General features: G+C 39.7%; 22 protein-coding genes. 15 read left to right on the plus strand and 7 right to left on the minus strand.

The features are described 5' to 3' along the window. Positions 1-3 precede the first annotated feature (3 nt). Genes HDE70_RS02080 through HDE70_RS02090 form a run of 3 tightly spaced genes read left to right on the plus strand, consistent with a single transcriptional unit; the run spans position 4 to position 5,672 of the window. Positions 4-1,119 carry an efflux RND transporter periplasmic adaptor subunit gene (locus HDE70_RS02080; protein ID WP_183867692.1) on the plus strand — a complete coding sequence of 372 codons (1,116 nt, stop codon included), beginning with the start codon at positions 4-6 and terminating at the stop codon, positions 1,117-1,119. Positions 1,120-1,137: 18 nt separating this feature from the next. Then, positions 1,138-4,293 (plus strand): efflux RND transporter permease subunit, encoded by a 3,156-nt coding sequence (locus HDE70_RS02085; protein WP_183887756.1) that lies wholly within the window; start codon positions 1,138-1,140, stop codon positions 4,291-4,293. Further along, complete coding sequence (locus HDE70_RS02090) at positions 4,290-5,672, plus strand: efflux transporter outer membrane subunit (RefSeq protein WP_183887758.1); 1,383 nt, start codon at positions 4,290-4,292, stop codon at positions 5,670-5,672. Before HDE70_RS02085 ends, HDE70_RS02090 begins: the two co-directional genes overlap by 4 nt. A gap of 1 nt (position 5,673) precedes the next feature. Here HDE70_RS02090 and HDE70_RS02095 read toward each other — a convergent pair whose 3' ends face one another. Further along, positions 5,674-6,552, minus strand: coding sequence for a lysophospholipid acyltransferase family protein (locus HDE70_RS02095; protein ID WP_183887760.1), 879 nt, complete (start codon positions 6,550-6,552; stop codon positions 5,674-5,676). Positions 6,553-6,869: 317 nt separating this feature from the next. Here HDE70_RS02095 and HDE70_RS02100 point away from each other — a divergent pair, with 317 nt between their 5' ends. Further along, on the plus strand, positions 6,870-7,280 hold the full coding sequence (locus HDE70_RS02100; RefSeq protein ID WP_183887762.1) for a hypothetical protein: 411 nt from the start codon (positions 6,870-6,872) through the stop codon (positions 7,278-7,280). Here the strand turns inward: HDE70_RS02100 and HDE70_RS02105 are convergent. Next, positions 7,277-7,975 carry a murein L,D-transpeptidase family protein gene (locus tag HDE70_RS02105; RefSeq protein WP_183887764.1) on the minus strand — a complete coding sequence of 233 codons (699 nt, stop codon included), beginning with the start codon at positions 7,973-7,975 and terminating at the stop codon, positions 7,277-7,279. The genes HDE70_RS02100 and HDE70_RS02105 overlap by 4 nt on opposite strands. An 88-nt stretch (positions 7,976-8,063) precedes the next feature. On the opposite strand from HDE70_RS02105, the gene HDE70_RS02110 reads away from it, so the two are divergent. The 6 genes from HDE70_RS02110 (at position 8,064) to HDE70_RS02135 (ending at position 11,782) form a co-directional block, all read left to right on the plus strand. Further along, positions 8,064-8,879, plus strand: coding sequence for an alpha/beta hydrolase (locus HDE70_RS02110; RefSeq protein ID WP_183887766.1), 816 nt, complete (start codon positions 8,064-8,066; stop codon positions 8,877-8,879). Between the two features lie 15 nt (positions 8,880-8,894). Next, on the plus strand, positions 8,895-9,365 hold the full coding sequence (locus HDE70_RS02115; RefSeq protein ID WP_221301997.1) for a RidA family protein: 471 nt from the start codon (positions 8,895-8,897) through the stop codon (positions 9,363-9,365). A gap of 56 nt (positions 9,366-9,421) precedes the next feature. Further along, positions 9,422-10,027, plus strand: coding sequence for a Crp/Fnr family transcriptional regulator (locus HDE70_RS02120; protein WP_221301998.1), 606 nt, complete (start codon positions 9,422-9,424; stop codon positions 10,025-10,027). A 61-nt stretch (positions 10,028-10,088) separates the two neighbouring features. Beyond that, the gene (locus HDE70_RS02125; RefSeq protein WP_183887767.1) at positions 10,089-10,979 is read left to right on the plus strand and encodes a pirin family protein; all 891 of its coding nucleotides are present in this window, start codon (positions 10,089-10,091) and stop codon (positions 10,977-10,979) included. Positions 10,980-11,021: 42 nt separating this feature from the next. Next, a complete protein-coding gene (locus HDE70_RS02130) occupies positions 11,022-11,303 on the plus strand; it encodes a GNAT family N-acetyltransferase (protein ID WP_183867684.1) in 282 nt (93 codons plus the stop codon). An 11-nt stretch (positions 11,304-11,314) separates the two neighbouring features. Then, positions 11,315-11,782, plus strand: a complete 468-nt coding sequence (locus HDE70_RS02135; RefSeq protein WP_183867683.1) for a DUF1572 family protein — start codon at positions 11,315-11,317, stop codon at positions 11,780-11,782. A 78-nt stretch (positions 11,783-11,860) separates the two neighbouring features. Here HDE70_RS02135 and yiaA read toward each other — a convergent pair whose 3' ends face one another. Further along, entirely contained in the window at positions 11,861-12,280 is a 420-nt protein-coding gene (yiaA, locus tag HDE70_RS02140; protein WP_183867682.1) for an inner membrane protein YiaA, read from the minus strand. 131 nt (positions 12,281-12,411) lie between these two features. Between yiaA and HDE70_RS02145 the strand changes: the two genes are divergently transcribed. After that, on the plus strand, positions 12,412-13,419 hold the full coding sequence (locus tag HDE70_RS02145) for an alpha/beta hydrolase (protein WP_183887770.1): 1,008 nt from the start codon (positions 12,412-12,414) through the stop codon (positions 13,417-13,419). 368 nt (positions 13,420-13,787) lie between these two features. On the opposite strand, the gene HDE70_RS02150 is transcribed toward HDE70_RS02145, so the two are convergent. Next, on the minus strand, positions 13,788-17,846 hold the full coding sequence (locus HDE70_RS02150) for a chemotaxis protein CheB (protein ID WP_183887772.1): 4,059 nt from the start codon (positions 17,844-17,846) through the stop codon (positions 13,788-13,790). Positions 17,847-18,007: 161 nt separating this feature from the next. On the opposite strand from HDE70_RS02150, the gene HDE70_RS02155 reads away from it, so the two are divergent. From HDE70_RS02155 to HDE70_RS02165, 3 genes are all read left to right on the plus strand, one after another. After that, positions 18,008-18,622, plus strand: a complete 615-nt coding sequence (locus HDE70_RS02155; RefSeq protein ID WP_183887774.1) for an RNA polymerase sigma factor — start codon at positions 18,008-18,010, stop codon at positions 18,620-18,622. A gap of 92 nt (positions 18,623-18,714) precedes the next feature. Then, complete coding sequence (locus HDE70_RS02160) at positions 18,715-19,743, plus strand: FecR family protein (protein ID WP_183887776.1); 1,029 nt, start codon at positions 18,715-18,717, stop codon at positions 19,741-19,743. A 16-nt stretch (positions 19,744-19,759) separates the two neighbouring features. Continuing rightward, positions 19,760-20,482 (plus strand): M949_RS01915 family surface polysaccharide biosynthesis protein, encoded by a 723-nt coding sequence (locus tag HDE70_RS02165; RefSeq protein ID WP_183887778.1) that lies wholly within the window; start codon positions 19,760-19,762, stop codon positions 20,480-20,482. Between the two features lie 48 nt (positions 20,483-20,530). On the opposite strand, the gene HDE70_RS02170 is transcribed toward HDE70_RS02165, so the two are convergent. Then, positions 20,531-20,806: a YtxH domain-containing protein gene (locus HDE70_RS02170; RefSeq protein ID WP_260159875.1), complete on the minus strand. Its 276-nt coding sequence runs from the start codon at positions 20,804-20,806 to the stop codon at positions 20,531-20,533. Between the two features lie 52 nt (positions 20,807-20,858). Between HDE70_RS02170 and HDE70_RS02175 the strand changes: the two genes are divergently transcribed. After that, on the plus strand, positions 20,859-23,819 hold the full coding sequence (locus HDE70_RS02175) for a VIT domain-containing protein (protein ID WP_183887780.1): 2,961 nt from the start codon (positions 20,859-20,861) through the stop codon (positions 23,817-23,819). An 85-nt stretch (positions 23,820-23,904) separates the two neighbouring features. On the opposite strand, the gene HDE70_RS02180 is transcribed toward HDE70_RS02175, so the two are convergent. Further along, complete coding sequence (locus HDE70_RS02180; RefSeq protein ID WP_183887782.1) at positions 23,905-24,585, minus strand: type 1 glutamine amidotransferase domain-containing protein; 681 nt, start codon at positions 24,583-24,585, stop codon at positions 23,905-23,907. Positions 24,586-24,595: 10 nt separating this feature from the next. Next, positions 24,596-25,594, minus strand: a complete 999-nt coding sequence (locus HDE70_RS02185) for an NADP-dependent oxidoreductase (protein WP_183867674.1) — start codon at positions 25,592-25,594, stop codon at positions 24,596-24,598. Positions 25,595-25,651 lie beyond the last annotated feature (57 nt).

Consider the following 25,651-nt stretch of genomic DNA (forward strand, 5'->3'; position numbering starts at 1 on the left):
GATATGAACACTTTCAAAACTTCTTTAGCCATTCTGGCTTCCCTGGTTATCTTTTCCTCTTGTGGAAATCATAAAAAAGATAAGACAGCCGATCAGGTTAAACCTTATCCTGTAATTACGCTCTCACCGCAAACAGCCAATATTTATTCTGATTATCCTGCAACTATTCAGGGGATACAGAATATTGAGATACGTCCAAAAATAGATGGATATGTAGCAGATATTTTTGTGGATGAAGGTGCGTCAGTAAAAAAAGGACAACTGTTGTTTAGAATTAATGCCCCGCAATACGAGCAGGATGTGAAAACAACAGAAGCCAATATAAAAATAGCACAGGCAGACGTTAATGCGGCAAGAATGAACGTAGATAAAGTAAAACCATTAGTAGATGGGGATATTGTGAGTCCTTATCAGCTGGAATCAGCAAAATATACACTCGAATCGAAACAGGGAGCTCTTGCACAAGCTAATGCAGCATTGAATAATGCGAAAACAAACCTGAGTTATACTCAGATTTTCAGCCCTGTAGACGGGGTAATTGGTATCCTTCCTTATAAAATCGGAAGTCTGGTAAGCAGTACAACTGCCAATCCGCTGACTACGGTATCAAACATTGAAAGTATTTATGCCTATTTCTCGATTAATGAAAGACAGGGGCTTGACTTTTTCCTTGCCGCCAAAGGGATAACCATGCAGCAGAAATTAGCAACGTTACCTCCGGTTAACCTGGTACTTGCGAATGGAAATGTACTGCCAACTGCTGGAAAAGTGGAAACTGCAAGTGGTTTAATTAATGCCCAAACGGGGTCTATCAATATGAGAGCAACTTTTCCCAACCATGATGGACTGGTACGCAGTGGTAGCAGTGCTGTGGTCAGGATTCCCCGGACAATTAATTCGGCATTACTGGTACCTCAGAAAGCTACTTATCAGATTCAGGGCAAATTATTTGTTTATGTCGTAGATAAATCCAACAAAGTGAACTCTGCAGAAATTACAACTGCGGCCAGTACGGATGATTCTTATGTGATCCAGAAAGGATTAAAAGCAGGTGATAGGGTAGTAGCAGATGGTATTTCAAACCTGAGAGAAGGATTGGAAATTAAACCAACAAAATAATTTAAGAAATATCAGCATATGTTAAAGCTATTTATTGAGCGTCCGGTGTTATCAACCGTGGTTTCTATTATCATAGTTACCCTTGGGATACTGGGCCTTGTTTCGCTCCCGATTTCCCAGTATCCTGATATTGCACCCCCAACTGTACAAGTATCGGCCAACTACAGCGGCGCGAGTGCAGATGTGGTTTTGAAAAGTGTAATTGTACCTCTTGAACAACAGATCAACGGGGTTGAAGATATGGATTATATTACCTCTACTGCCGGTAACGACGGATCGGGAAATATAACCGTAAGTTTTAAAATTGGCAGTGATCCGAACATGGCTGCGGTCAATGTGCAGAATGCTGTTTCCCGCGCTACCCCGTTATTACCTCAGGAAGTAACCAAAGCCGGTGTTACGGTTCAGAAAAAACAAACCAGTACGTTATTGATCTTTTCGGTTTATAGTGATAATCCGGCTTATGATCAGACCTTTCTACAGAATTATGTAGATATCAATATCGTACCTGAAGTGAAAAGGATTCAGGGGGTGGGTGATGCTTCTGCCTCCGGTCAGATGGATTATTCCATGCGGATCTGGCTGAACCCCGAGGTGATGGCTTCTTATGGATTAGTGCCGGCAGATGTGACTGCGGCTTTAGCTGATCAGAATATACAGGCCGCTCCTGGACAGTTTGGTGAAAGCGGAGGACAGGCCTTTCAGTACGTGATTAAATATCCGGGTACGCTGGTAGATACTGCGCAATTTGGAAATATTGTGATCCGTTCCAATGATCGCAGCCGTTTGCTAAGGCTTAAAGATATTGCAAGGATACAGCTCGGTGCTTTAAGTTATTTTAACAGTACACGGACTAATGGGCACCCTGCGGTATCTATTAACGTAGCACAGGTAGCAGGTTCAAATGCACGTGAGGTGATCCAGCAAACGCTTAAAGTAATGGATAAGGCTTCTAAAACTTTTCCTAAGGGCATACATTATGTCGTTTTGCAGAGTGTCGATGACTTCCTGACGGCCTCGATTGAGAAGGTGTTGCATACCTTATTTGAGGCGTTTATATTGGTGTTTGTGGTCGTATTCGTCTTTTTGCAGGATTTCCGGTCTACACTTATTCCAGCTATTTCTGTACCGGTTGCCATTATAGGGACGTTTTTCTTCCTGAAACTATTCGGTTTTACAATTAACTTACTGACACTCTTTGCCCTGATCCTCGCGATTGGCATTGTGGTGGATGATGCGATTGTCGTCGTCGAGGCAGTCCATGCGAAGCTGGACAGTGGTTATACCTCAGCAAAAGAGGCGAGTATTGATGCTTTGAGCGAAATTTCAAGCGCAATCGTTTCTATTACTTTAGTCATGTCTGCTGTGTTTATTCCCGTCAGTTTTATCAGCGGATCATCGGGTGTGTTTTATAAGCAATTTGGACTTACGTTAGCGATTGCGATCATCTTATCAGCAATTAATGCGTTGACGCTTAGTCCTGCATTATGTGCGCTGTTTTTAAAGAGCCATCACGAAAAAGGAAAAGCCAAAATGAGTTTCATGGAGAAATTCTATACCGCTTTTAATACCTCTTTTGAGCGGATGAGCAATAAGTATGCAAATACGATTGCTTTTTTCAGCAATAAGAAATGGATCCCGCTTTCGATATTGGCTTTCTTTATGGTCGCCTTGTTTTTCCTGGCCAAAAATACAGCAACAGGGTTTGTACCGAATGAAGATTTGGGCGCAATTAACTGTAATATCTCGTTGCCGCCAAGTGCTTCGCTGGAAAGGACAGATGTAGTGACCCGTAAAATAGAAAAACTGGCGCATACTATTCCGGAAATCAATAATGTACTGGCTATTACAGGTCGTGGACAGTTGTCTGGAACAGGTAGTAATTATGCAACGGTAGTGATGCGGCTTATTCCATGGGATCAGCGGAAAAGAGATGTACAGGCAATTATCAGTGAACTGATTAAGAAATCGACTGATATTACAGAAGCCGAGGTTAAGTTCTTTGCACCGGCTACTATACAGGGATTTGGAACAACCAATGGTTTTGCATTCCAGTTGCAGGATAGGACTGGTGGAGAAATCCCTGCATTTTACAAAGCAAGCAAAGACTTTTTATCGGCCTTGTCAGAACGACCTGAAATACAGTTTGCAACGACCTCTTTTAATCCTAATTTTCCTCAGTATCTGATGAACATGAATGTGCCAAAGATTAAAGAGGCGGGGCTGAATGTGGTGGATATAACTTCTGCGATGCAAGGATATTTTGGAGGGGTTTACGCGTCAAACTTTAACCAGTTCGGACAACAGTTCCGGGTTATGGTACAATCATCACCAGAATACAGGATGACCCCTGAAAGTTTGAATGGTGTTTTTGTACGCACACCTGATGGACAGATGGTTCCGGTATCAGAGTTTTTTACCTTGACACAAACTTATGGGCCACAGGCGATCACCCGTTTCAATTTATACAATTCAATTAGTATCAACGGAACGCCTAATGCCTCTTATAGTTCGGGGCAGGCAATCGCTGCGATACAGGAGGTTGCTGCGAAAACATTACCTGCTGGTTATAGCTACGAATATTCAGGGATTACAAGGGAAGAGCTTGCCGGAAACAGCCAGACGATTTTTATCTTCCTGCTTTGCTTAATCTTTGTTTATTTACTGCTTAGTGCGCAGTATGAAAGTTATTTATTGCCATTATCTATTCTGCTGACTATACCTGTAGGTACCGCCGGAGCTTTTATGTTTGCCCATTTATTTGGGATCAGTAATAATATTTATGTCCAGATTACCCTGGTCATGCTGATCGGATTACTGGCTAAAAATGCGATTCTGATTGTAGAGTTTGCTGTAGAAAGAAGACGCTCCGGCATGGAGATCGTAGAAGCTGCGGTGAAAGGTGCACAGGCAAGGCTCAGACCGATTTTAATGACTTCGTTCGCCTTTATATTAGGATTGGTTCCTTTAATGCTGGCTACCGGCGCGGGTGCAAATGGTAACCGTTCTATCGGAGTTGGAGCTGTTGGCGGGATGCTGATCGGAACAGTCTTCGGTCTGTTTATTACACCGACTTTATTTATTGTGTTTCAGACGCTTCAGGAGAAGTTGAAGAAGAAACCCGATCACAAATCATTAGAGGCCCTATCTGACAAAAAAGAAATAAATAAATGAAACGATACTTGAAAATTTATCTGCCCGTTTTCGGGTTGATTATTGTGTTATTCGCTTCCTGCAAAGTCACTAAGCCTTATCAAAAACCGGCTGTGGATCTGGAAGGTTTATATAGAGAACATGTAGCTGCGGATACCATCACCATTGCCGATTTACATTGGAAAGAGATGTTTACGGATACTTTATTGCAAAAACTCATTGGGGAAGGCATCCAGCGGAATTTGAATTTACAGGCCGCTTATTCCCGTATCAGACAGTCTAAAGCTTATTTTGAACAAAGTAAACTGGCTTTTTTGCCTTCTTTGAATAGTGATGCCAGTGCAATCGCAACGGGTTCCTCTAATCCGAATCAGGTGAAAAGTATTATTCCTTACCAATATCAGGCGGAATTGACTACAAGCTGGGAAGCTGATTTATGGGGTAAACTGAGCAGCGCCAAGCGGGCTAATTTAGCTTCCTTATTACAGGCTGAGGCGAATGGAAGAGCGGTTCAGACTGAACTGGTCGCCAGTATTGCAACCAGCTATTACCGGTTACTAGCTTTGGATGAGCAATTATTAATTACGCAGCAAAGTTTGAAAAACTGGCAGACGACTGTCGATATCATGAAAAAGCTGAAAACCGCAGATGTGGTAACCGGGGCAGCGGTTGTACAAAGTGAATCGAGTAAATATGCTGTCGCAGTTACGATTCCCGATCTGATGCAATCTATCCGGGAAACTGAAAATGGCCTGAACTTATTGCTGGGTAATGCTCCGGGGCCGGTTGCACGGAGTAAGTTTGATCAGATCCATCCGATTACTTTACTGCAAACGGGTGTTCCTGTACAATTACTAGCTAACAGGCCCGATGTTCAAGCTGCGGAATATGGTTTTAAAAATGCTTTTGAGCTGAGCAATGTGGCGCGTACTTATTTTTATCCTTCACTAACCATTTCGGCGGCTGGGGGGTATACGAGCTTTAGCAGTTTCTTTGGCCCGGGGTCATGGATCAGCAGTTTAACCGGCGGATTAGCGCAGCCTATATTTAATAAAGGAGCAAACAAAACGAGGTTAAAAGTAGCCTTGGAACAGCAGCAACAAGCGGTATTAAGTTTTCAGACGGCTGTATTAACCGCCGGACAGGAGGTTTCGAATGCGATGTACTCCTATCAGAAGGCTTCAGAAAAGAAAATTACCAGGGCGAGTCAGTTAGAGAACCTGGAAAAATCTGTTCAATATACGCAGGCATTGGTGAGGTATGGATCAGCAAACTATACGGAGGTATTGACTGCACAGCAAAGTTTTCTGGCGGCACAATTGAGCCAGGTCAATGATCAGTTACAACAATTACAAGCTACTGTGTCTTTATACAAAGCGTTAGGCGGAGGATGGAAGTAGCCTAGTGCTTCCACCTTTTGTGCGACCACAACCAGTAGGAGGGATCTGTTTTGATCGTTCGCTGAAGGTGAGTGGCAAAACATTTAGTAATTTCCTGGTTACTGGTTTCTTTTGGAGAGTCAGTAATCAGGGAAAAGCTTATTTCCCAGCAGTTATCAGGCTTTCTTTTCATTTCCAGGTAAACGACTACCGCATTTGTGGCAATGGCCAGCTTTTCTGCGCCGTTAAACATGTTCGTAGCCTGATGGAGGAAATCAAATTTTTCCTGTTCACAACTACCGGGAAATTGATCTGCAATGAAAATGGACAGTTGTGGCTTATCCTTTTGTTTCAATAAGTGCCGGAGTGCCTGGTTTGCTGGAATAAGCTGCATGCCGAAACGTCCTCTTACATAATGAACGAGTCTGTTCATCAGTGGATTGGAAAGTGGTTTGTAAATCGCATTCACCGTAAAGGGGAGCTGTGCGGGCAGTATATTCAGGTATTCCCAGTTGCCGTAGTGCCCCAGAACAGCAATGATGTTCCTGTTTTGCTGATGATACCCGGTTAATAATCCTGTATTCACCAATTGCACTTTTTTATCCAGGGCCTGACTGCTGACTGAGAAAAGTTTGATGGTTTCAATGACCATGCAGATCAGGTGTTTATAAAATTCCTTTGCAATTTGCTGGATCTCATGATAAGATTTTGCAGGCAGGGATCTGGAAAGATTTTGCAGAACTACGCTATAGCGATATCTGAATATCCGGTAAGAAATAAAATAAAGAAATCTTCCGATCGTCGGCTCTGCAATGGAATGCGGAAGCAGGCTGATCATATAGATCGGAAAGAAAACAAAAGGATACAGCTGGTTGAAAAGTTTATTCCTCACAAGATTCATGGACAATTTTTAATAGATAAATAACTACGATGATCGCAATGACTAAGGCAATCGATAGAAAGCCGCTGAACATAATACATGGGTGAATATGACCTGTCATAACATTACTAAATTAGGTTGTGAATTTTGGTTGCAGCAAAACAATTGACCAGCCGGGAACAGGCAGTGACGAATAGCTTGTTTGGATGGATCAGTCATTTTCTTGTGGTTTATCTTGTGACAACCTGATTTGATTTTACCCTGACTCCGGATTGAAATAAATAATACTATTTTTATAACCTGATGTACGGATCAGGAAACATTAATTAACAATAGCTATGGATATCATCGCACAGGCAACAGAAGAGATCAATCTCTTTATACAAAATATCGGAGAATGGTTTCGCAGTGATGTGGAAGGAAACAAAGCGGCAGAGGATGCAATACTGAGGAAGTTTGATCCCGGCTTTATCATGATTACGCCCGGTGGTGTAACTGTGGATTTCGAAGAATTATCAGCATGGCTACCTACTGTTTATGGGTTAAAACCCGATATCTCTGTAGAGGTGGCGGACATCAAAGCGCAGTATGTACAAACTGATAGTGTATTGATGACTTACACAGAATATCAATACAGAGAAGAGGGAGATAATAAAAGAATCGCTACTGCTTTATTCGTCAGAGGAGAAGATGGGCAATTGAAATGGTATCATTTGCAGGAAACATGGTCACCTGTAGCAGAAGACTAAACGGTAGTTTTGGACTTCTTGAAATTATCATAAGCCAATTGTAAGGTCTTCCAGAATATTTTATGCTGTGGGAAGACCGCTGTTTTTTTGTTCATATTTTCCTCTGTCATTTTAAAGGGGAAAATATGAACAGGAATTTGTTTTTGTCCGCTGTTACTGGCTTCCACAGCGAGTACATAAACTTCTTTGATTTTATCATCGGTTAAAGGAATGCAGCCTACGGTGAGCTGGTTACCATGAATATAAATAGCTGAGCCAGGGTCTTGCTGACCGCTCCTTAACAGGTCAACTGCATTTGGATAATTAATTCTTAAGGATAAATAGAACCGGCTCTCCGGATTAAACCGGTCAATAAAATAGATTCCCTCCGGAGTCTGCAAATCATCTTTTTTAGTCTTTGGCCCTAAAATTCCTGAATGTGCGCTGAAATCGTAGGTTTTAAATAAGCTGTATTTGGCTTCATTGCTGTTCCTTAACCACACTTCTACTTTGCCTTCGCTTTTATAGGCTTCTATATGTACTTCAAATTTATCCTTAAAACCTTTTTGATGCATTTCCTCTTTTAAAACAGCCCATTTCTGTGTGTAGGCAGTTTTTACCCTTTCAAAAGTGAGTTGCTGTTGTTTGAAATTGTTTTGAGCGGATAAAGGCCGGGACATCATGAATAGTAAAGTAAGTCTGAAAATGATTTTCATAACGGGTTTTGTAATTTTCCCTGTTTCATCAACATATGTAAATGTTTTGCAGCTAAATAAGCAGGTACTTTGCTGCAAATTAAGGAATATGAAACAATTATCAGTGCTATTAATAGCAATGCTGTTTGCGGGTTCTGCATTTGCAGCAAAAGCAGATACCGTATCAGTTTATAGTGAAGCGATGAAAAAAGAAGTTCGCTGTGTTTTTATCGCACCGGATCAAACAAAGGATATCAAAAAATTTCCAGTGGTTTATGTACTGCATGGCTACAGTGGAAATGCAATCAGGACTATCAAACAGGATATTCCTGATCTGGCTGCACAGGCAGATACTTATCAAATGATTTTTGTACTTGCAGATGGTGGATTTGACAGCTGGTACTTTGATAGTCCTGTTAATGCACAATTGCGGTATGAAACTTTCCTGAGTAAAGAGCTTGTAGCGTACACAGATAAAAATTATCCTTCACTGGCCCAAAAAGAAAAAAGGGCCATTTATGGCTGGAGTATGGGAGGGCATGGCGCACTTTTTATTGCCATACGTCATAAAGACTTGTTTGGGGCAGCGGGCAGTATTTGCGGGGCAGTAGATTTCACACCTTTTACGAGTGGTTATGGCATTGAAAAAAGCCTTGGGGTTTATAACAGCCATCAGAAAGACTGGGCAGAGCATACGGTGAATTATAACGTCTCTTCTTTGAAAAATAACGAATTGAAGCTGATAATTGATTGCGGAATTGATGATCCTTTGCTGGAAGTGAACAGAGCTTTACACCAAAAACTGATCAAACTTAAAATAGCACACGATTATATAGAGCGTCCGGGTGCACATGATAAGGCTTACTGGTCAAAAGCGTCGGCTTTCCAATTGCTATTTCTACACAATTATTTCATCCAATCTTAGGTTAATTTATTCATTATGAAAATCATTCAATCGTTATTAATTATGACAACAATAGGTTTATTGACTCAACAAGGTATCGCACAAGAAATTACTAACCCAAAAGGGTTATATGATCCCCGTCCGCATGGCTATTCTCACGTCGCTACCGTACCGGCAAACAGTATATTGGTGTTTGTTGCCGGACAGGCAGGAACAGATAATAAAGGAGAATTGAGTAAGGATTTCAGGACACAGGTTAGGTATACTTTTGAAAACCTGGCCATTGCCTTAAAAAGTAAAGGGCTTCAAATGAAGCATATTGCTAAACTGACTACACTGGTTGTCGATTATGATGCTGATAAACACAAAATACTTATTGAAGAGGGTAAAAAAGTATGGCCTGATGAGCAGTTCCCTGTCAATACGCTGATTCCGGTTTCAAGGCTGGCTTTGGATGGGATGTTAATTGAAATTGATGCTACTGCGGTGAAAAATGAATTTAAATAGGTGTTGTATTGACGTCAAATAAGCATTTAATGGCCGTGTAACCAGCTATATTCCGGATGAAAATACCACCTTTGTATTTCGTAAATACAAGGATGGATTCATTCGTTAAAGCATTAAATAGTTACGCGCCGTTATCTGCGGCGTGTATAGCAGAGCTTGTCAAAATAGTGCGCAATAAAACTATTCCAAAACACGGATTTCTGCTCAGGGAGGGCAGTATTCCCAAAACAGTTGCTTTTATTAAAAAAGGTCTTTTCTCTTACTATTATACAACTGAGGAAGGTACCATCGTCATTAAGAAGTTTTTTGCTGAAAACTCATTTGTTGCTTCCACCTCGGCCATGCTTCAAAAGCAGCCTGGCCTGTTCAATATCTGTGCGCTTGAAGATGCAGAAGTGCTGGAATATGATTTCTCTTCTTTCCGGCAGTTGACCCAAAGATTTCCTGATCTCGCTATGTTCTATATTAAATACATGGAAAAACACTGGATTGTGGAGAAGGAAGTTTTGGAAATTACAATAAAATATCAAAATGCCAGAGAACGTTATCTCAATTTTATGATCAGGTATCCTGGTCTGAACGAGCGGCTTAAACAACATCATGTAGCCTCTTACCTCGGAATTACGCCGACTCAATTAAGCCGTATCAGAAAAGAATTATAGTTTAGGATTCTGGAGGAAGCAATTAATCCTATCTTAGTTCTGTTAAAAAACAATAGTCAAGATGTCAAATATTAAACTGATAATAGAAGAAAGAGCAAGCAATATTGGCAATTTTATGGTAGGCAGGCTTTTACCTTTCCGCGAGAAAAGAATGGTAGGCCCGTTTTCTTTTATTGATCACATGGGCCCGGTGTGTTTAAGTGATCATGAAAACCTGGACGTACCTCCTCATCCGCATATCGGCCTGTCGACATTAACTTATCTTTTTGAAGGCAGTATTATGCATAAAGATAGTTTAGGTAACGAGGTGGAAATTAAACCTGGTCAGGTAAACTGGATGACCGCAGGCAGTGGGATTGTGCATTCGGAACGTACACCGGGTTATTTGCGCCATTCTGATAAAATGTTGCATGGACTTCAGATTTGGGTAGCACTTCCAAAAGATAAGGAAGAAATGGCTCCTGAATTTTATCATATAGAAGAAAATGAAATGCCGGTCTGGAAGTCTGGTGAGGTTTCTTTTAAACTAATAGCGGGAGAGGCCTTTGGTCAAAAATCTCCGGTGCCTGTTTTCAGCCCGCTTTATTTTCTGGAACTGAAGACAACAACCCGGCAGACTGTTAAAATTGGTGAATTTCTTTATGGCGAAAGTGCACTGTATATCCTGGAAGGTGCAATTGAAAGTGAGGGAAATGTTTATGGGCCAAAACAGATCCTGATTGCTAAAGACAGCCAGCTTTGTGAATTTGAAATGCACGAAAATACAACGGTATATATCTTTGGCGGAGAACCATTTCCTGAAGAAAGATTTATTTACTGGAATTTTGTGGCCTCCAGCAGAGAACGGATCGAACAGGCAAAAACCAAATGGCTGGAACAGTCATTCCCTGCGGTTCCGGGAGAAGCTGAGTTCGTTCCTCTTCCGGAACAGGGCAAACAAATCAGGCCTTAGAGTTGTCAATTAAATAAATAACTTCTGATAAACACGGACAAGATGGATATTGAACAGATTAATGAAGAGAAAAAGGGGCTTTTTAAAGCCGTAGAAGATGGTAAAGTAGCAGGGGAAATGACTTATGTATGGGCGGGGCCGGACAAGCTTATTATAGACCATACTGAAGTAAGCCCTGATTTTTCAGGAAAAGGGGTAGGCAAGAAACTGGTATTGGAGGCTGTGCAATATGCAAGGGCTAAACGGGTTAAAATTCTTCCTTTATGTCCCTTTGCAAAAAGTGTTTTTGATAAGAATCCGGATTTACAGGACGTCCTGTTTTAAAAATAATAAAAATGAATACTGAATTTTATACGCAATTATATAAACGTGATATCGTCAGAGTTACTGAGGAACTGAAAAAGTATCCGGATGATCAGTCATTATGGGAAGTATTACCAGGAACGGCTAATTCGGGCGGTAATTTATTACAACATCTGATTGGTAACCTGAAAACCTTTATAGGTAATCCTTTTGGACAGCTTGATTATGAAAGAAACCGGGATGCAGAATTTAACGACCGCTTATTTACCAAAGAAGAGCTGATTGTGGAATTTGATCAATTGTCAACGGTGATTGGGGATGCAATTTCCACCGTGACAGCTCAAGGTTTAAACGCAGCTTATCCTGCGGAAATAAAGCTGGTTAATGAGGAGCAGACTGTTGAGTATGTTTTGATACATCTTTTGGCCCATTTATCTTATCATACCGGTCAGATCAACTATCACAGACGGTATTTTACCACATTGAAGGAATCGGTTTAACAGACAGGCTATTCTTAAAAAGAAGACCTGGATCGTATAAAGGAACACAAAACCTATATACGATTCAGGTCTTTTTAATTAGAAATTAGTGGTTTCGTTTGGTGTTTTAGGTTCAGCACCAAGACTGTCCCTGGTATTTTTCTGTACAGCAATAGCTGCGAAGATTGTTAATACAAATGACATCGCATAAAATCCTTTTTCGCTTAAAGCCAATGTTGCGTTCCACAAACCTATTGATAGTAGTGCAAGTGAAAGCATGGTACAGAACCAGGCTATTCCATAATAAATATTGGTTACCGGAATTCCTTCCAGGCGGTCACGTACACATTTTTGTACGGATATAGCGGCAAAGACGCCTAAAATCAGGATGGTAAAGTAATATCCTTTTTCGTTCAACAACATTGTGGCATTGAAAAGGCCGATGTTATAGGCTGCGAATCCTACCATTAAAGCTACCCAGGAAGCTCCTATAAATGCACTAGATGGTTTTTGGTTCATTGATCGTGAGATGATAATTGTTGATAATTCTAAGTTAATTAAACAAGTATAATTAATTGTCACTATATCTGACAGGTTTAATTATAATAAATTAAAAATGCTAATTTTGGTACAGTCACAAAACGCTTGTTATGAAAATTCTTATAGGTCTGGGAGTGCTGATACTTCTGCTGGTAGTTGTTTATTTTTCAGGCCCTAAGCCTGTTACTCCTGTTTATGTAAATACATTACCAGAAGTGCCGGGTCAGCTTACGGAGCTGGATACCTATATTAATCAAAGGGAAGCAAAGCTCCCTGTAAAAACCGATAATGAGGCGAGAATTGTCTGGGCTGACAGTACACATAAAGCGCAGACTGAATATGTGTTAATCTATCTGCATGGATTCACTGCAAGCCAGGGGGAAGGTGAGCCTGTGCACCGCGAGTTTGCTAAAAAATTCGGATGTAATCTTTACCTGAGCCGGTTGGCAGGGCATGGATTGAAAGGCGCGGACGCCATGCTTGAGTTTACACCAGAAAAACTATGGGCTTCTACATTGGAAGCTTATGCGATTGGTAAAAAACTGGGTAAAAAAGTGATCATCATGGGAACTTCTACCGGAGGTGCACTGGCGCTGAGGTTAGCTGCAAACTTCCCTGAAATTAAGGGAGTAATTCTTTATTCTCCTAATATTGCCATCAATGATGGTTCTGCCTGGTTAACTAATAAGCCCTGGGGACTTCAGCTGATCCGAAAAGTAATGGGCGGTATGTATTCGAAAAAAAGTGCTGATACAGATCCAAAAGTAATTCAGTACTGGTATAGCCAGTATCGTCTGGAAGCTGTTCCGCAATTACAGGAATTTATAGAAACATCTAATACAAAGCAAACCTACCAGCTGGTTAAACAACCGGTATTGATGTTATACTATTATAAAGATGAACAGCACCAGGATAAAACTGTAAGGGTAGATGCAATGTTAAAGATGTTTGATGAATTAGGTACACCTGCTGCGCTTAAAATAAAATCGGCAATTCCTGAAGCCGGTACCCATGTAATTGCTTCTCCATTACTAAGTAAAGGGGTGCAGGCTGTAGAGACGAAGACTTTCAGCTTTGCCACTGACATACTCGGTATGAAGGCTGTTCCAGTTTCCTGAAAATCATAAAGAAATCTGTTTTTTTGACATTAACGTTAAGTTGATGTAAGTTAAATGGTAGTTGGCGTATTAAATTTCTTATTGCAGTTTATTATATAAATATTTATTGAACAATAAATATTTATATAATATTATGAGACTTTTACTGATGTTATTTGCTATAGTTATGTTTATCAGTGCGGGATGCAAACAAACTACCGATTCTTTTACCTTTGATAGTGTAATTGGGCTGGCTTATTCAAATCTGACTACTGTAAATCAGGTTGACACTAGTAATAAAGTTGAAAAGACGAAAAGTTTTAAACTAATTAAACCTAAAAAAGGATATCATAAACCTGATTCCTGTAGTAACAAGGTAAATTGTTATCTTAGGGTAATGTAAACCAAAAAGAAGAACCTTTACCAACCTCGCTGTTTACACCTATACTTCCTCCGTGGCGTTTAATGATCTCTGAACAGATATAAAGGCCTAAACCAAGGCCGGAATATTGTCCTCCCTGGTAATCTGTACGGTAATACCTGTCAAATAGATGAAGTCTTTTTTCTTCAGGAATACCGGGGCCTCCGTCCTTTACAGACACTTTGGTTATCCCATTCTCTTTGGCTATGAATATGTAAATGTTTTTGGAAAGCGGGGCATATTTAACTGCATTATTAACAAAGTTGACCACAACCTGGTCTATTCTGTTTTCATCTGCATAGACTTCAATAGCTGAATCACCCTGTACAATGATTTCATGTTTACCATCTGCTCTCACATGGGTGCAACAAGCGTTTAGCAAGGCAGCTATATTAAATGTAGATTTATTCAATTGGATCTGTCCCTCGTTGAGGCGTGTTACATTTAATAAATCATCAACCAGGCTGGTCACCTTTTCCATACTTCTTGTAGACTGGGCTAACAGAATTGGGAACATGGTAGGTGATGGATTATCTTTCATCCGTGTCAGCAATTGCAAAGCTGCTTTAAGACTGGTTATAGGCGTCTTTAACTCGTGACTTGCAATACTGATAAACTCGTCTTTTTTCAATAATAGTTCTTTAATATTTTCTTCCTGAGTTTTCTCACTGGAAATATCCAGTACAGTTCCAATGAAACGGGTAGCTTCGTTTTGATTATTAAAATAAGCTTTACCTTTTGATTTTATCCAGCGCTGCTTTTGATCTTTTGATCCAAAAGAACGGTATTCAGTGTTAAATTCTCCATCAGCTACACCTTTTAAAGCCTCATCCATTTTTTGTTCCACCATTGCACGGTCTTCAGGAGCAATATGCTCGAGGAAAAATGATTGAGTCACATAATCTGCCGGTGCAAGACCAAACAATTCTTTGCAGCGGTTATCCCAGATCAGTTCATTGGTTAGGGGGTTAAAATCCCATGCGCCTATACCCGCAGACTCAATGGCAAAATGTAATCTTTCTTTACTTTCTTCCAATAGCCGCTCTGCTTCAGCAAGCCCTTCTTCTACTTTCCTTTTATCTGTGATGTCATGTATAGCCAGTAAGATTAGTTTTTCATGGGTATGGGTATCAAATTGTCTGGCAGTGAGCCGCATAATTCTGCGTCCGATCAGATGGAATACATGATCAACTTCAAAAGCTTTAAAATGGCTTTCTTTTGGTAAAATAATCTGTAACTGATTACGCAGGGCAGGGATATCCCACTGTTTATTGCCAAGTTCATATAAAAATACACCTTGGGTTTCCTCTTCTTTTACTTTAAACATGTGGAAGAAACCTTCGGATGCGCGTAATACCTTAAGATCTTTATCCAGGATAAGCAAAGGATCATGTATCGTATTGAAAATCTCCTCCGTATATCTTTTGGAGTTGTTTAATTGTTCATTGCGTTCCAGAAGTTCAGCATTGATTGTTAAGATTTCTTCATTCTTTTTTAACAAATCTTCATTGCTGATTACTATTTTGGAAGATAAACTTTTTAATTCTGTGATATCATAAAAGCTGATGATTGCTCCACCTGCTTTTGTACTGTTTTTCCTGATATAGGGCATCGTCATAATCTGGTAGATTTTACCTTTTTCAGATCTGGCTTCCCGTACGACAGGGTTGTTGTTGAGCATTACTTTTTTGATATCATCTATCCAGCCATCCATCTTAATATTTGTAGTAATATTGCTCAATGGACGTCCAATATCGCTATCGCGGATGTTAATATGTTCTACTGCTGCTGGTGAGAATTTTTTAAGCAGTAAATCGTGGTCTACAAATAATTGCCCATTTGAATTACTACGGAAATAATTATTCAGATCATCGTTTAGTTCTGCGAGTTCTGCATTGGTATGATGTTGTTCTTTGTTAATCGTTTGTAATTCCTCATTTAAGGATTGCAATTCTTCATTCGAACTTTGCATTTCTTCATTGGCAGATAAAAGTTCTTCATTAAAAGATTGTATATTCTCATTTGAAGAAGCAATCCAGTCGTGTGCTACTTCCAGCTGATGTTTTGCTTCTGCAAGCTCATTTTCCAGGTTAGTTACATATTCTGTGGTCAACTGGGAAATGTTATTATCCAATACATGACTTTCTGCGTCTTTCTTATTTTTCTTGTCTAAAAATAAAACCAATAACAATTGTGTTTTTGATTTACTAATGATGAAGGGTTTAATCACCAGATCAACGATATGTTTTACTGGTTCATCTTTAATCTCAAATTCAAGGTTTTTGAGTATGACCCTCTGATTCAGCTTCAGTGATTTATGGGCAGCTGCCTTAAAAGAAATCGCCAGGTGATCAGGTATCAGATCATTCAGATCAAAGTTGAAAAGTTCATTTTTAAGATAAACTGCCGGATCACCAAAAGAGTAAATCACCTTTAAATTTTCATCTGTACAAACGCCTCTGAATCCTGATTCCTCCAGCAGAGCTTTATTGATTTCATCTGTTGCAGCTATTTTTGATAAAGGGGCTATAGCTTTTTTGCTGATTTCCATTGTAGTGTTTTTTATTCCTTCAATAACGGGAGATGGGAATATATCAAATCGGATCGTACTTCCATTTTTATTGCGTTTGAGTATATTCCATTTGTTGCTGATTTCCGAAAAGTTGTTTTGCAGGACTGCAGCACTTTCACTTGGGCCTAAAAATAGGTACCCATCTTTTTTTAAGCCAAAATACATCATCGAGAATACCTTTTTCTGCAAAGAAGCATTCATGTAAATTAATAGATTACGGCAGCTGATCAGATCAATATTACAATACGGAGGGTTTTTAGCCAGATCATGATGCGCGAAAATGAGCATTTTCCTAATTTCTGGTTTAATTTTATAATGTTCTCCTTCACGGTCGAAGAACCTCAACCTGTCAGGTTTGATACCTTTGATGAGGTTTTGGGTGTAAACTCCTTTTGAAGCGAATTCCAAAGAAGATTTGCTAATATCTGTTGCAAATATTTTTACCTCTGTCTGCTGTTGTTTTTTATCTAAATATTCTCTTAGTAATATAGCCAGAGAATAGGCTTCTTCACCAGTTGCACAGCCTGCAACCCATATTTTAATAGTATCACCGGGGTTTTTATTGTTAACTATATCCGTGATTACTTTTTCTTCGATAATTGCAAAGGCATCAGGATCTCTGAAAAAGCAAGTGACCCCAATTAAGAAATCATTTGCCAGCAATTCTATTTCTTCGGGATTTTGCTGCAAGAAAATGTAATATTTTGCTACATCATCCATATGCTGCTGCTCCATTCTCCTTTTGATCCTGCGTAAAATAGTGGGGTGCTTATAATTTGTAAAATCAAAGGGTAGGGTATCTTTGATCAATTTAATGATTTCCAGATGCCCTTTTTCGCTGATCTCTGGCTCTGTGGGAAGGGATAATTCCCGTAGTTCTCCTTTATTTACATAATCCTCGATGACTTTAGGCATGTCTTTGGGAGGTAGTATGTTATCTGCGATTGTACCAGCAATTGCTGCCAGTGGCATTGCCTTATAGGCAGCCGTAGCAGGATCCTGAACGATCACAATGCCACCAGATTTTCTGATAGCTTCTGCTCCTTTTGTCCCATCATTTCCAGTTCCGGATAAGATGACCGCTATGGCTTTATTTCCTTGTTCTTTTGCTAAAGAAATGAAGAAATGATCAATTGTCATATGAGGTCTCGACTTATCTTTTTTATCAGATAAAATAAGCCTGCCATCTTTAATCTGCATAAAATCAGAACTTGGTATCAGATATACCTTATTAGATTCTATTTTAATGTTATTTGTTGCTTCTACAATATGCAGCTTACTGTGCCTGCTGAGCAAATGTGCCATCTGACTTTTAAAATCAGGAGAAAGATGTTGGATAACAATATAAGATACTGCATCTAAAGGGGTATAGTCAAAGAATGAAGAGATTGCTTCAAGACCACCGGCAGATGCACCAATGGCTATAATATATTGCTTATCGGAATTTATAGCCATGGTAGAAAATTATCGGAGAGAACGGGGTTTATATACTCAAATGTAAGCAATAATCATGGTGTATTGTTTAGTTATTTGTGATGTCCGGAGGTTTTAACAACAATTTATCAATTGAATTAACCAGCTTTTAAATAAATTTAGTATCATAGCGAAAAAAAACTTTGGTCACACAACATCCTAAACAACCAGCATCGGCAAAGGAGCACTGGTTGTTATTGAAAAATGGAAATGCAGATGGATTGGAGTCGTTATATAAGCTGTATTCAAATTCTTTATATAATTATGGTTCAAAGTTTAGTCTTGATAAGGATCTGATTAAAGAATGTATACAAGAATTGTTTGTAAATATCTGGACCAGAAGAGATTTTATCAGCAATCCTGCCGATGTCAAAAATTATCTTTTTAAATCGTTCAGACTTTCCGTTTTTAAAAAGATAAGTCTTCTTCAAAAACATCAGGAGTATGTGGAAACAGAAGACTATCCGTTTTCAATCACTTTGAGTATTGAAGATATTCTTGTAGAAGGGGAGAAAAAAGAAGAGCTTAAAAAAAGATTAGAGCCTGCTTTACAAAAGCTTACTGACAGACAAAAAGAGGCCGTCTTTTTAAAGTTTTATGAAAATTTGTCTTATGATGAAATTGCCGGGGTAATGGGGATTTCTGTAAAGGCGACGTATAAGCTAATGGCCAGGTCAATAGGGTTTTTACGAGAGAACCTATCAAAAGATGAATTCTTGATTTTACTGTCTTTATTTTATATGAAATTATTTACCTGATAATCAGTTGTTTGTTGTTTTTGTTGATGAAGTTGTGCCTGGCGTGGGGTAAAAAATGAAATACTGAGCTAATAGGATTGAAAACCTGGATTATGAAGCAATCAAAAAAAGTTAATACTTATCAACTTGAAGATTTTATAGATGATCCGGAGTTTATTTCATGGGTTACCTTACCGGATGATGCACTGAACTTATTCTGGCAGCGGGTGCAGGAGGAATATCCTGAAAGCAAACCATTAATCAGTGACGCCAGGGAGATTATTTTAGCTATGCGTATTCAAAGTGTAAGCATGGACTTAAATGAACAGCAATTGCTATGGAAAAGTATTGAATTGCAAGTCAAAACCAGTCCTGTGAAAAAAGGAAGGTCTTTTTCTCTCTGGTTGGGTGCAGCGGCGGCGGTATTGCTGATCGGGATGATTTCTATCTTATCTTTATTTTATTTTACGAAGTATCAAAAACAGGAAATCAGTACGGTATACGGACAGATCAGGACCTTTAGTTTGCCGGATGGTACCGTAGTTACGCTAAATGCCAATTCTAAATTACAATATTCTAAAAATTGGGATAAGACAGCTATCCGGGAAGTGTGGATAGAAGGGGAGGCCTTTTTTAAAGTGAATCATTTACATCAGTCAGGAATAATAAAAGATGCTGAAAAGTTTATTGTACATGCTCAAAAGCTGAATGTAGAGGTACTGGGTACTTCTTTTAATGTCAACAACAGAAGGAATCTTGTGAAAGTTGCTTTGCTTACAGGAAAGGTCAGACTTGGAGTAGCAGGTATCCAGGATTCGGAGATCAATCTTCAGCCAGGAGAAATGGGTGAATACCTGGGACGTAAAACTGCGCTGGTGAAAACTAAGGTACAGGCATCGGATATTGCCGCATGGAAAAATGGAGAACTGCATTTTGACAATATGCCGCTTTCCAAAGTTTTAACGCTCATTGAAGATAACTATGGTTATCAAACAATTTTAAAAGATAAATCAATTGGTGATAAAAGACTTTCAGGTACTTTCTCTGTGAGCTCGGAAGATGCGCTGTTCAAAGCGATTGCAATCTCACTGGGCATCTCGATAGAAAAGGATGAGTTAAAGCATCAGTTAATTATTAAATAGACTAGCTTTACTGTTTATGAACAGACCGCTTTCTTCATTTTTGAGCATTGGCCTGCGTGTCAGTGTTGTTTTAGTATTTACCCTTTTATTGTTTTCTTGCAGCCAATCCAAAAATGCTGAAAATAAGAACGGTGCCAGCGTCGATAGTACTGGTATTAATGCTGATCAGACAGCCTCGGGCGAAATTAAAAGTGATACGTTGAAAGCCACAGCTTTGCCTGCCGCTATAACTTATAAAGGAAAACCTGTTAAAATTATGGGCTGGAAAGATAAATTAGGGGACAATCTTTTGCTGCTAACCGAAACCGGTGAGTTTGCTTCAGCAGATTCGGCTGAATATGAAGATAACAGAGATGCGGAATTACATGTTTATCATTATGTGAAAACTGGTGCCGATTGGAATAAGGTGGCTACTGTGAATGATCAGATCAGTTCATGCCCGGTAGATATTGTGACCAGATTTATTCCCGGTGCTTTGTTTATTACCGACCTGAATGGTGATGGAATTGCCGAATGTACCTTCGCTTATCATTTAACCTGTACAGGCGGGGTTGACAATAAAGTAATGAAATTGATTATGCTGGAGTATAAAAATAAATATGTGATCAGAGGGACGACTTCAGTAAATGTCGGGGAGGAAATTCCAGGAACGATGAAATATGAAGCAGGGATACCTGAACGTTTTAAAATTTTTATGATTGCCAAATGGAAAGCATTTGAAAGAGAACACTATAACTAATAAAAATGGCCGGAATTTCTTCCGGCCATGATTACACACAGTCTTTATTTATGGCTTGACTTCCGTATAAGGATCAAGCTCTGAATTATATTTCTGTTCTATATCGTCTTTAAAGCGTTTTGCTTTATCAACCCATTCAGGAGCTTTGTCCTGAAGATCGTCAACTATAGATCTGCCAAAGGCATCTTTCTTTGTTATATATTTAATTGCACCGTAAACTGCGGCTCCAATTAACGCTGTTTTTAATAATCCCATTCCTTTTAATTTGTTGATATATCTAAGTAACAGCATTCTATCAGAAATGTTTAGAAAAAGATATTCCATACCTTCTATTATGGAATATCCGCCTTATCTGCATCTGAATAAAAACTACATTATGAAATTACAATCTATTTTTCAGACGCTGTTCCTGTCCTTATTACTTTTTGTAACACAATTTTCTGCGGGTTATGCACAAACCCCTCAGCTTAAAGTTGTAGGAACAACCGATCCGGCTGTACTCAAAGCAGTCCGCCTGAAATCAATGCATATCGAGGTACAGGTTTACGGAAACATTGCAACTACAGTGATGACCATGTCATTTATAAATACCAGTTCCCGTACACTGGAAGGAGAACTTACCTTTCCAATGCCCGGGGGCGTAAGTATAAGCGGGTACGCACTGGACATCAATGGTAAAATGCGGGAAGCAGTACCCGTAGAAAAAGCGCGGGCTACAGAAGTTTTTGAAAGTGTAGAACACCGGAGAATAGACCCTGGATTACTGGAAAAGGTAGAAGGAAATAATTTCCGTACCCGTATTTATCCTTTCCCTGCTGGTGGTTCCAGAACAGTGAAAATCAGTTATGAAGAAGAACTCCATTTTTCCCCTGCACAGCAACTTAGTTATCATTTGCCATTAGCTTATAAAAAAGCAGTTCCTGAATTTTCGTTGAAAGTGAGTGTATTGGAAAGTATTGAAAAACCTTCGATGGTTGAACAGCCTGATGGCAGTTTTAACTTTCAGCGTAAAGACAAAGCTTATATCGCGCAGCTGGAACGAAAGGACTTTCTTCCTGAACATGGATTGCTGATTAATCTGCCTGTTACAGATACTCCGGTTCATGCATTAATGCAAAAAGCCGGGCAGAGTTATTATTTTCTCGCCAATGTGGCGGTAAATGCACCATCACGCACCCACCTGTGGAGTAGTCAGGTCGGGTTGATCTGGGATGTATCTTTAAGCGGTCTGCAAAGAGATCAGGCTAAAGAACTGGCTTTACTCGATGCATTAATCAAAGAAAAAAAGAACTTAACTATAACATTGGGTTTATTGAATAATACTTTCAAAAAAGGTGGTGTATTTGTCATTAAGGACGGAAACTGGAAAGAATTGAGAGAAAAACTGAGACACGTGGTTTATGACGGCGGTACGGATTATAGTCAAATCAATTCAGGATTGCTTAAAGCGGATGAGTATTTGTTTTTTACGGATGGCTTCTCTGGTTTTGGCCATGCTATAGTCTCAATAACTAAGCCTGTATATACAATTAACTCCTCTTTACGTGCTGATTTTAGCTTACTGAAAAATATCAGCGCCAAAACAGGCGGACAGTTTATTAATTTGAATGTACAGTCTGCGGAAGCTGCTTATCAGCAAATGGCAAAAGATGAAATGCAATTTATAGGAATCAAAAATAATCCAGGGATCAGTGAATTGTACCCTGCTTTGCCAGTTGGTGTCAATGGTTATCTGAGTGTCGCTGGGATAGCAGCTTCGGAAGCTGAAGACCTGACGCTGCAATTTGGCTACGGTAAAGACGTAACACTGGAGCGTAAAGTGAAGTTGAGCGCGGCGGTACAAAGTGCCGGGGTAATTGAAGTGAGCAAAATCTGGGCACAGAAAAAGCTCTCCGATATGGACGTGAATTATGAACAGAATAAAGAGAAAATCAGTGCACTGGGCCAGCAGTTTGGAATAGTGACCAGGAATACCAGCTTGTTGGTTTTAGAATCGGTCGATGACTATATCCGGTATGGAATTGAGCCTCCTGCCGAACTAAAAGCAGCTTATGCACAAGGAATGAAAGGCCGGGTGCAGGAAAAAGAAAACCGGAAAGAAGGTTTGATGAAAGAAGCTATTGCCATGGCTGTAGAATTGAAAGCATGGTGGAACAAGGTTTTTAAACCGGAGAAGTTTTTCCCTAAACCTGATAGAAAAACGGTTGCTGGTGATCCAGTACCCACACCTGATCAACCCGCAGAAGCACTGCAAGGACAAGTTTCTGGTATAAGCGTTAGAGGAATGAATGCTCCGCAGAGGGAGAACCGAACCGAATCCAGTCAAATGTTGTATGAAACGGTAGTGGTTTCACCCTCAGCGACCAGCAAACTAAGGCCTCGTGCTTCGGATGCTATTGCAGACAGAGCGGCGGCAGAACAACCTGTGATTATTGTTCCGGAATTCAAAAGTGATAAGGAGTATATGAAAAAGATAAGTGGCAGTACGGATGATGCTTATCAGCAATATCTTTCTATTAGAAAAGATTATCAGACTACGCCTTCGTTTTATCTGGATCTTTCAAATTGGTTTCAGCAGCATCAGGATGCTGACAGGGCATTGCTGATTTTGAGTAACCTGACTGAACTGGATTTAGAGAATGCTGAAATCTATAAAACATTAACCTATAAACTGAGAGAAACGGGCAATGTAAAGGCAGAATTATTTACCAGCCATAAAGTATTGGAATGGCGGCCTATGGATGCGCAAAGTTATCGTGATTATGCACTGGCTCTCGCTGATTGTGGTTACTATCAACGTGCACTGGACACTTTATATACTGTGCTGAATCAAAGCTACAGTATGGATAATGCAAACCGTGACCATGGAATTGAAGAAATTATCCTGGCAGAAATCAATAATCTGGTCAGTCTTTACCGCGGGAAACTGAATACAGGGAAAATAGATAAAAGTCTCATTTTTAATTTTCCGGTTGAGGTGAGGGTGGTCATGAACTGGAACAAAAAAGATACCGATATAGATCTTTGGGTAACAGATCCTAATGGCGAAAAATGTTTTTACGGTAATAACCGGACTAAAGCGGGGGGAAGGTTAAGTGATGACTTTACCAGTGGATATGGGCCTGAGCAGTTTATGATTAAAAAAGCAATTAAGGGGACTTATAAAATTGAAGTAAATTATTATGGGGACAGCCAGTTGAGTATTAGCGGGCCAACTACAATTATGGCTGAGATTTATACGAATTACGGAAATGCAAACCAGAAGCGTAAAATAATTGCATTACAATTATCAGCTGAACAAAAGGGGGGTGTATTTATTGGAGAATTTACTTTTTAATACCAATGGCAGGTAAATCCAGCTAATTGAAGTATACCGTCTGCTGAATGAACGGCAGACGGTATGCTCCTAAATTCAAATTCAATTATTTTTTCAGTGCTTTTAACAATTCTAAAGCTGCTTCTTCCGAAGAACCTGGATTCTGACCAGTAATTAATAAACCGTCTTTTTTTACATAAGGGCCCCAATCAGCACCTTTGCTATAGTCTCCGCCTAGTTTTTTTAATTCGTCTTCTAATAAAAACGGAACAACATCGGTCAGCTGAACCGCATCTTCTTCAGAATTTGAAAAGCCTGTTACTTGTTTACCTTTTACAAAAGGGTCACCATTTCCGGCCTTAACTTTTACTAAAGCTGCTGGTGCATGACAAACCAGTGCTATTGGTTTTTGTTGCTGAAGGAAGGTTTCTATCAATTGAATAGAAGTCTTATCATTCGCAAGATCCCACATTGGCCCGTGGCCTCCCGGATAAAATACAGCATCATAATCAGCTGCATTGATCTCACTTAATTTTACAGTTTGTGCTAATCTGCCTTGCAGTTCAGTATCCTTATCAAAACGATGCGTTGCTTCGGTTTGGAAGTCAGGCAATTCACTTTTAGGGTCAATAGGAGGCTGGCCACCTTTTGGAGATGCCAAAGTTAATTCTGCACCTGCATCTGCCAGTACATAATAAGGTGCTGCAAATTCTTCTACCCAAAAACCGGTTTTTTCACCTGTGTTACCCAATTCACTGTGTGAGGTTAATACAATTAAAACTTTCATAATATTTATTTTAGATTTTTACGACCATTTTACCTTCATTCTTACCTTCAAAAAGATCCATAAAGGCTCCTGGAATATTGTCGAACCCTTCTACAACAGTCTCAGTATACTTTAGTTTATCTTCTTTCAGCCAGCCAGCCAGCTGCGTAATTGCCTGCTGAGACTTCGCCGCAAATTCGGAGACAATAAATCCACGCATCAAGACACTTCTGGTCACCAGGACTGGTTGTAATCTTGGGCCCGTTTGTGCCTCAGTTGTATTGTATAAAGAGATAGCACCACATACCGGTACACGTGCAAATCTGTTCAGGTTTACCATCACAGCATCCGAAATTTCACCACCTACGTTGTCGAAATAAATATCTACGCCATCCGGACATGCTGCCGCAATGGCTGCTGTCATATCTTTAGTCGTTTTGTAATTGATTGCTTCATCAAAGCCAAAACGGTTCTTTAACAGTGCTGTCTTTTCATCAGTTCCAGCTATTCCAACTACCCGGAGACCTAATATTTTACCAATTTGTCCGACAATACTTCCTACCGCACCCGCTGCTCCGGATACAACCAGCGTTTCCCCTGCTTTAGGCTGTCCGATTTCTGTTAGGCCCAGGTAAGCGGTTAAGCCCGTCATACCTAATGCACCCAAATAAGCACTAAGGGGAGCTGCCTCAGGGTCAACTTTTGAAAGTCCTTTTCCAGCAGAAACTTGAAATTCTTTCCAGGCTAAGCCCCCGGAAACAAAATCACCTTTAACAAATCCGGTATGGTTAGATTCAAGAACTTCAGCGATAACGCCGGATTCCATAGGTTTATGGAGTTCAAAGGGTGGAATATATGATTTTGAATCGTTCATCCTGCCTCTCAGATAAGGATCAACAGATACATATAGTGTTTTTAATAAAACTTCATTTTCACCTGGCACTGGCATTGGCTCAGTGATAAATTTAAAGTTGCTAAGCTGAGGTTTGCCAACAGGCCTGCTATTTAAAGTGATTACATTATTCTTCATAACTGGTATTAATTTAATTTGATACTCTTTTGTTCCACGGAATTATAATCCATGGAT

Origin of the sequence: Pedobacter cryoconitis, assembly GCF_014200595.1 — a bacterium.
Classification (GTDB): Bacteria; Bacteroidota; Bacteroidia; order Sphingobacteriales; family Sphingobacteriaceae; genus Pedobacter; species Pedobacter cryoconitis_C.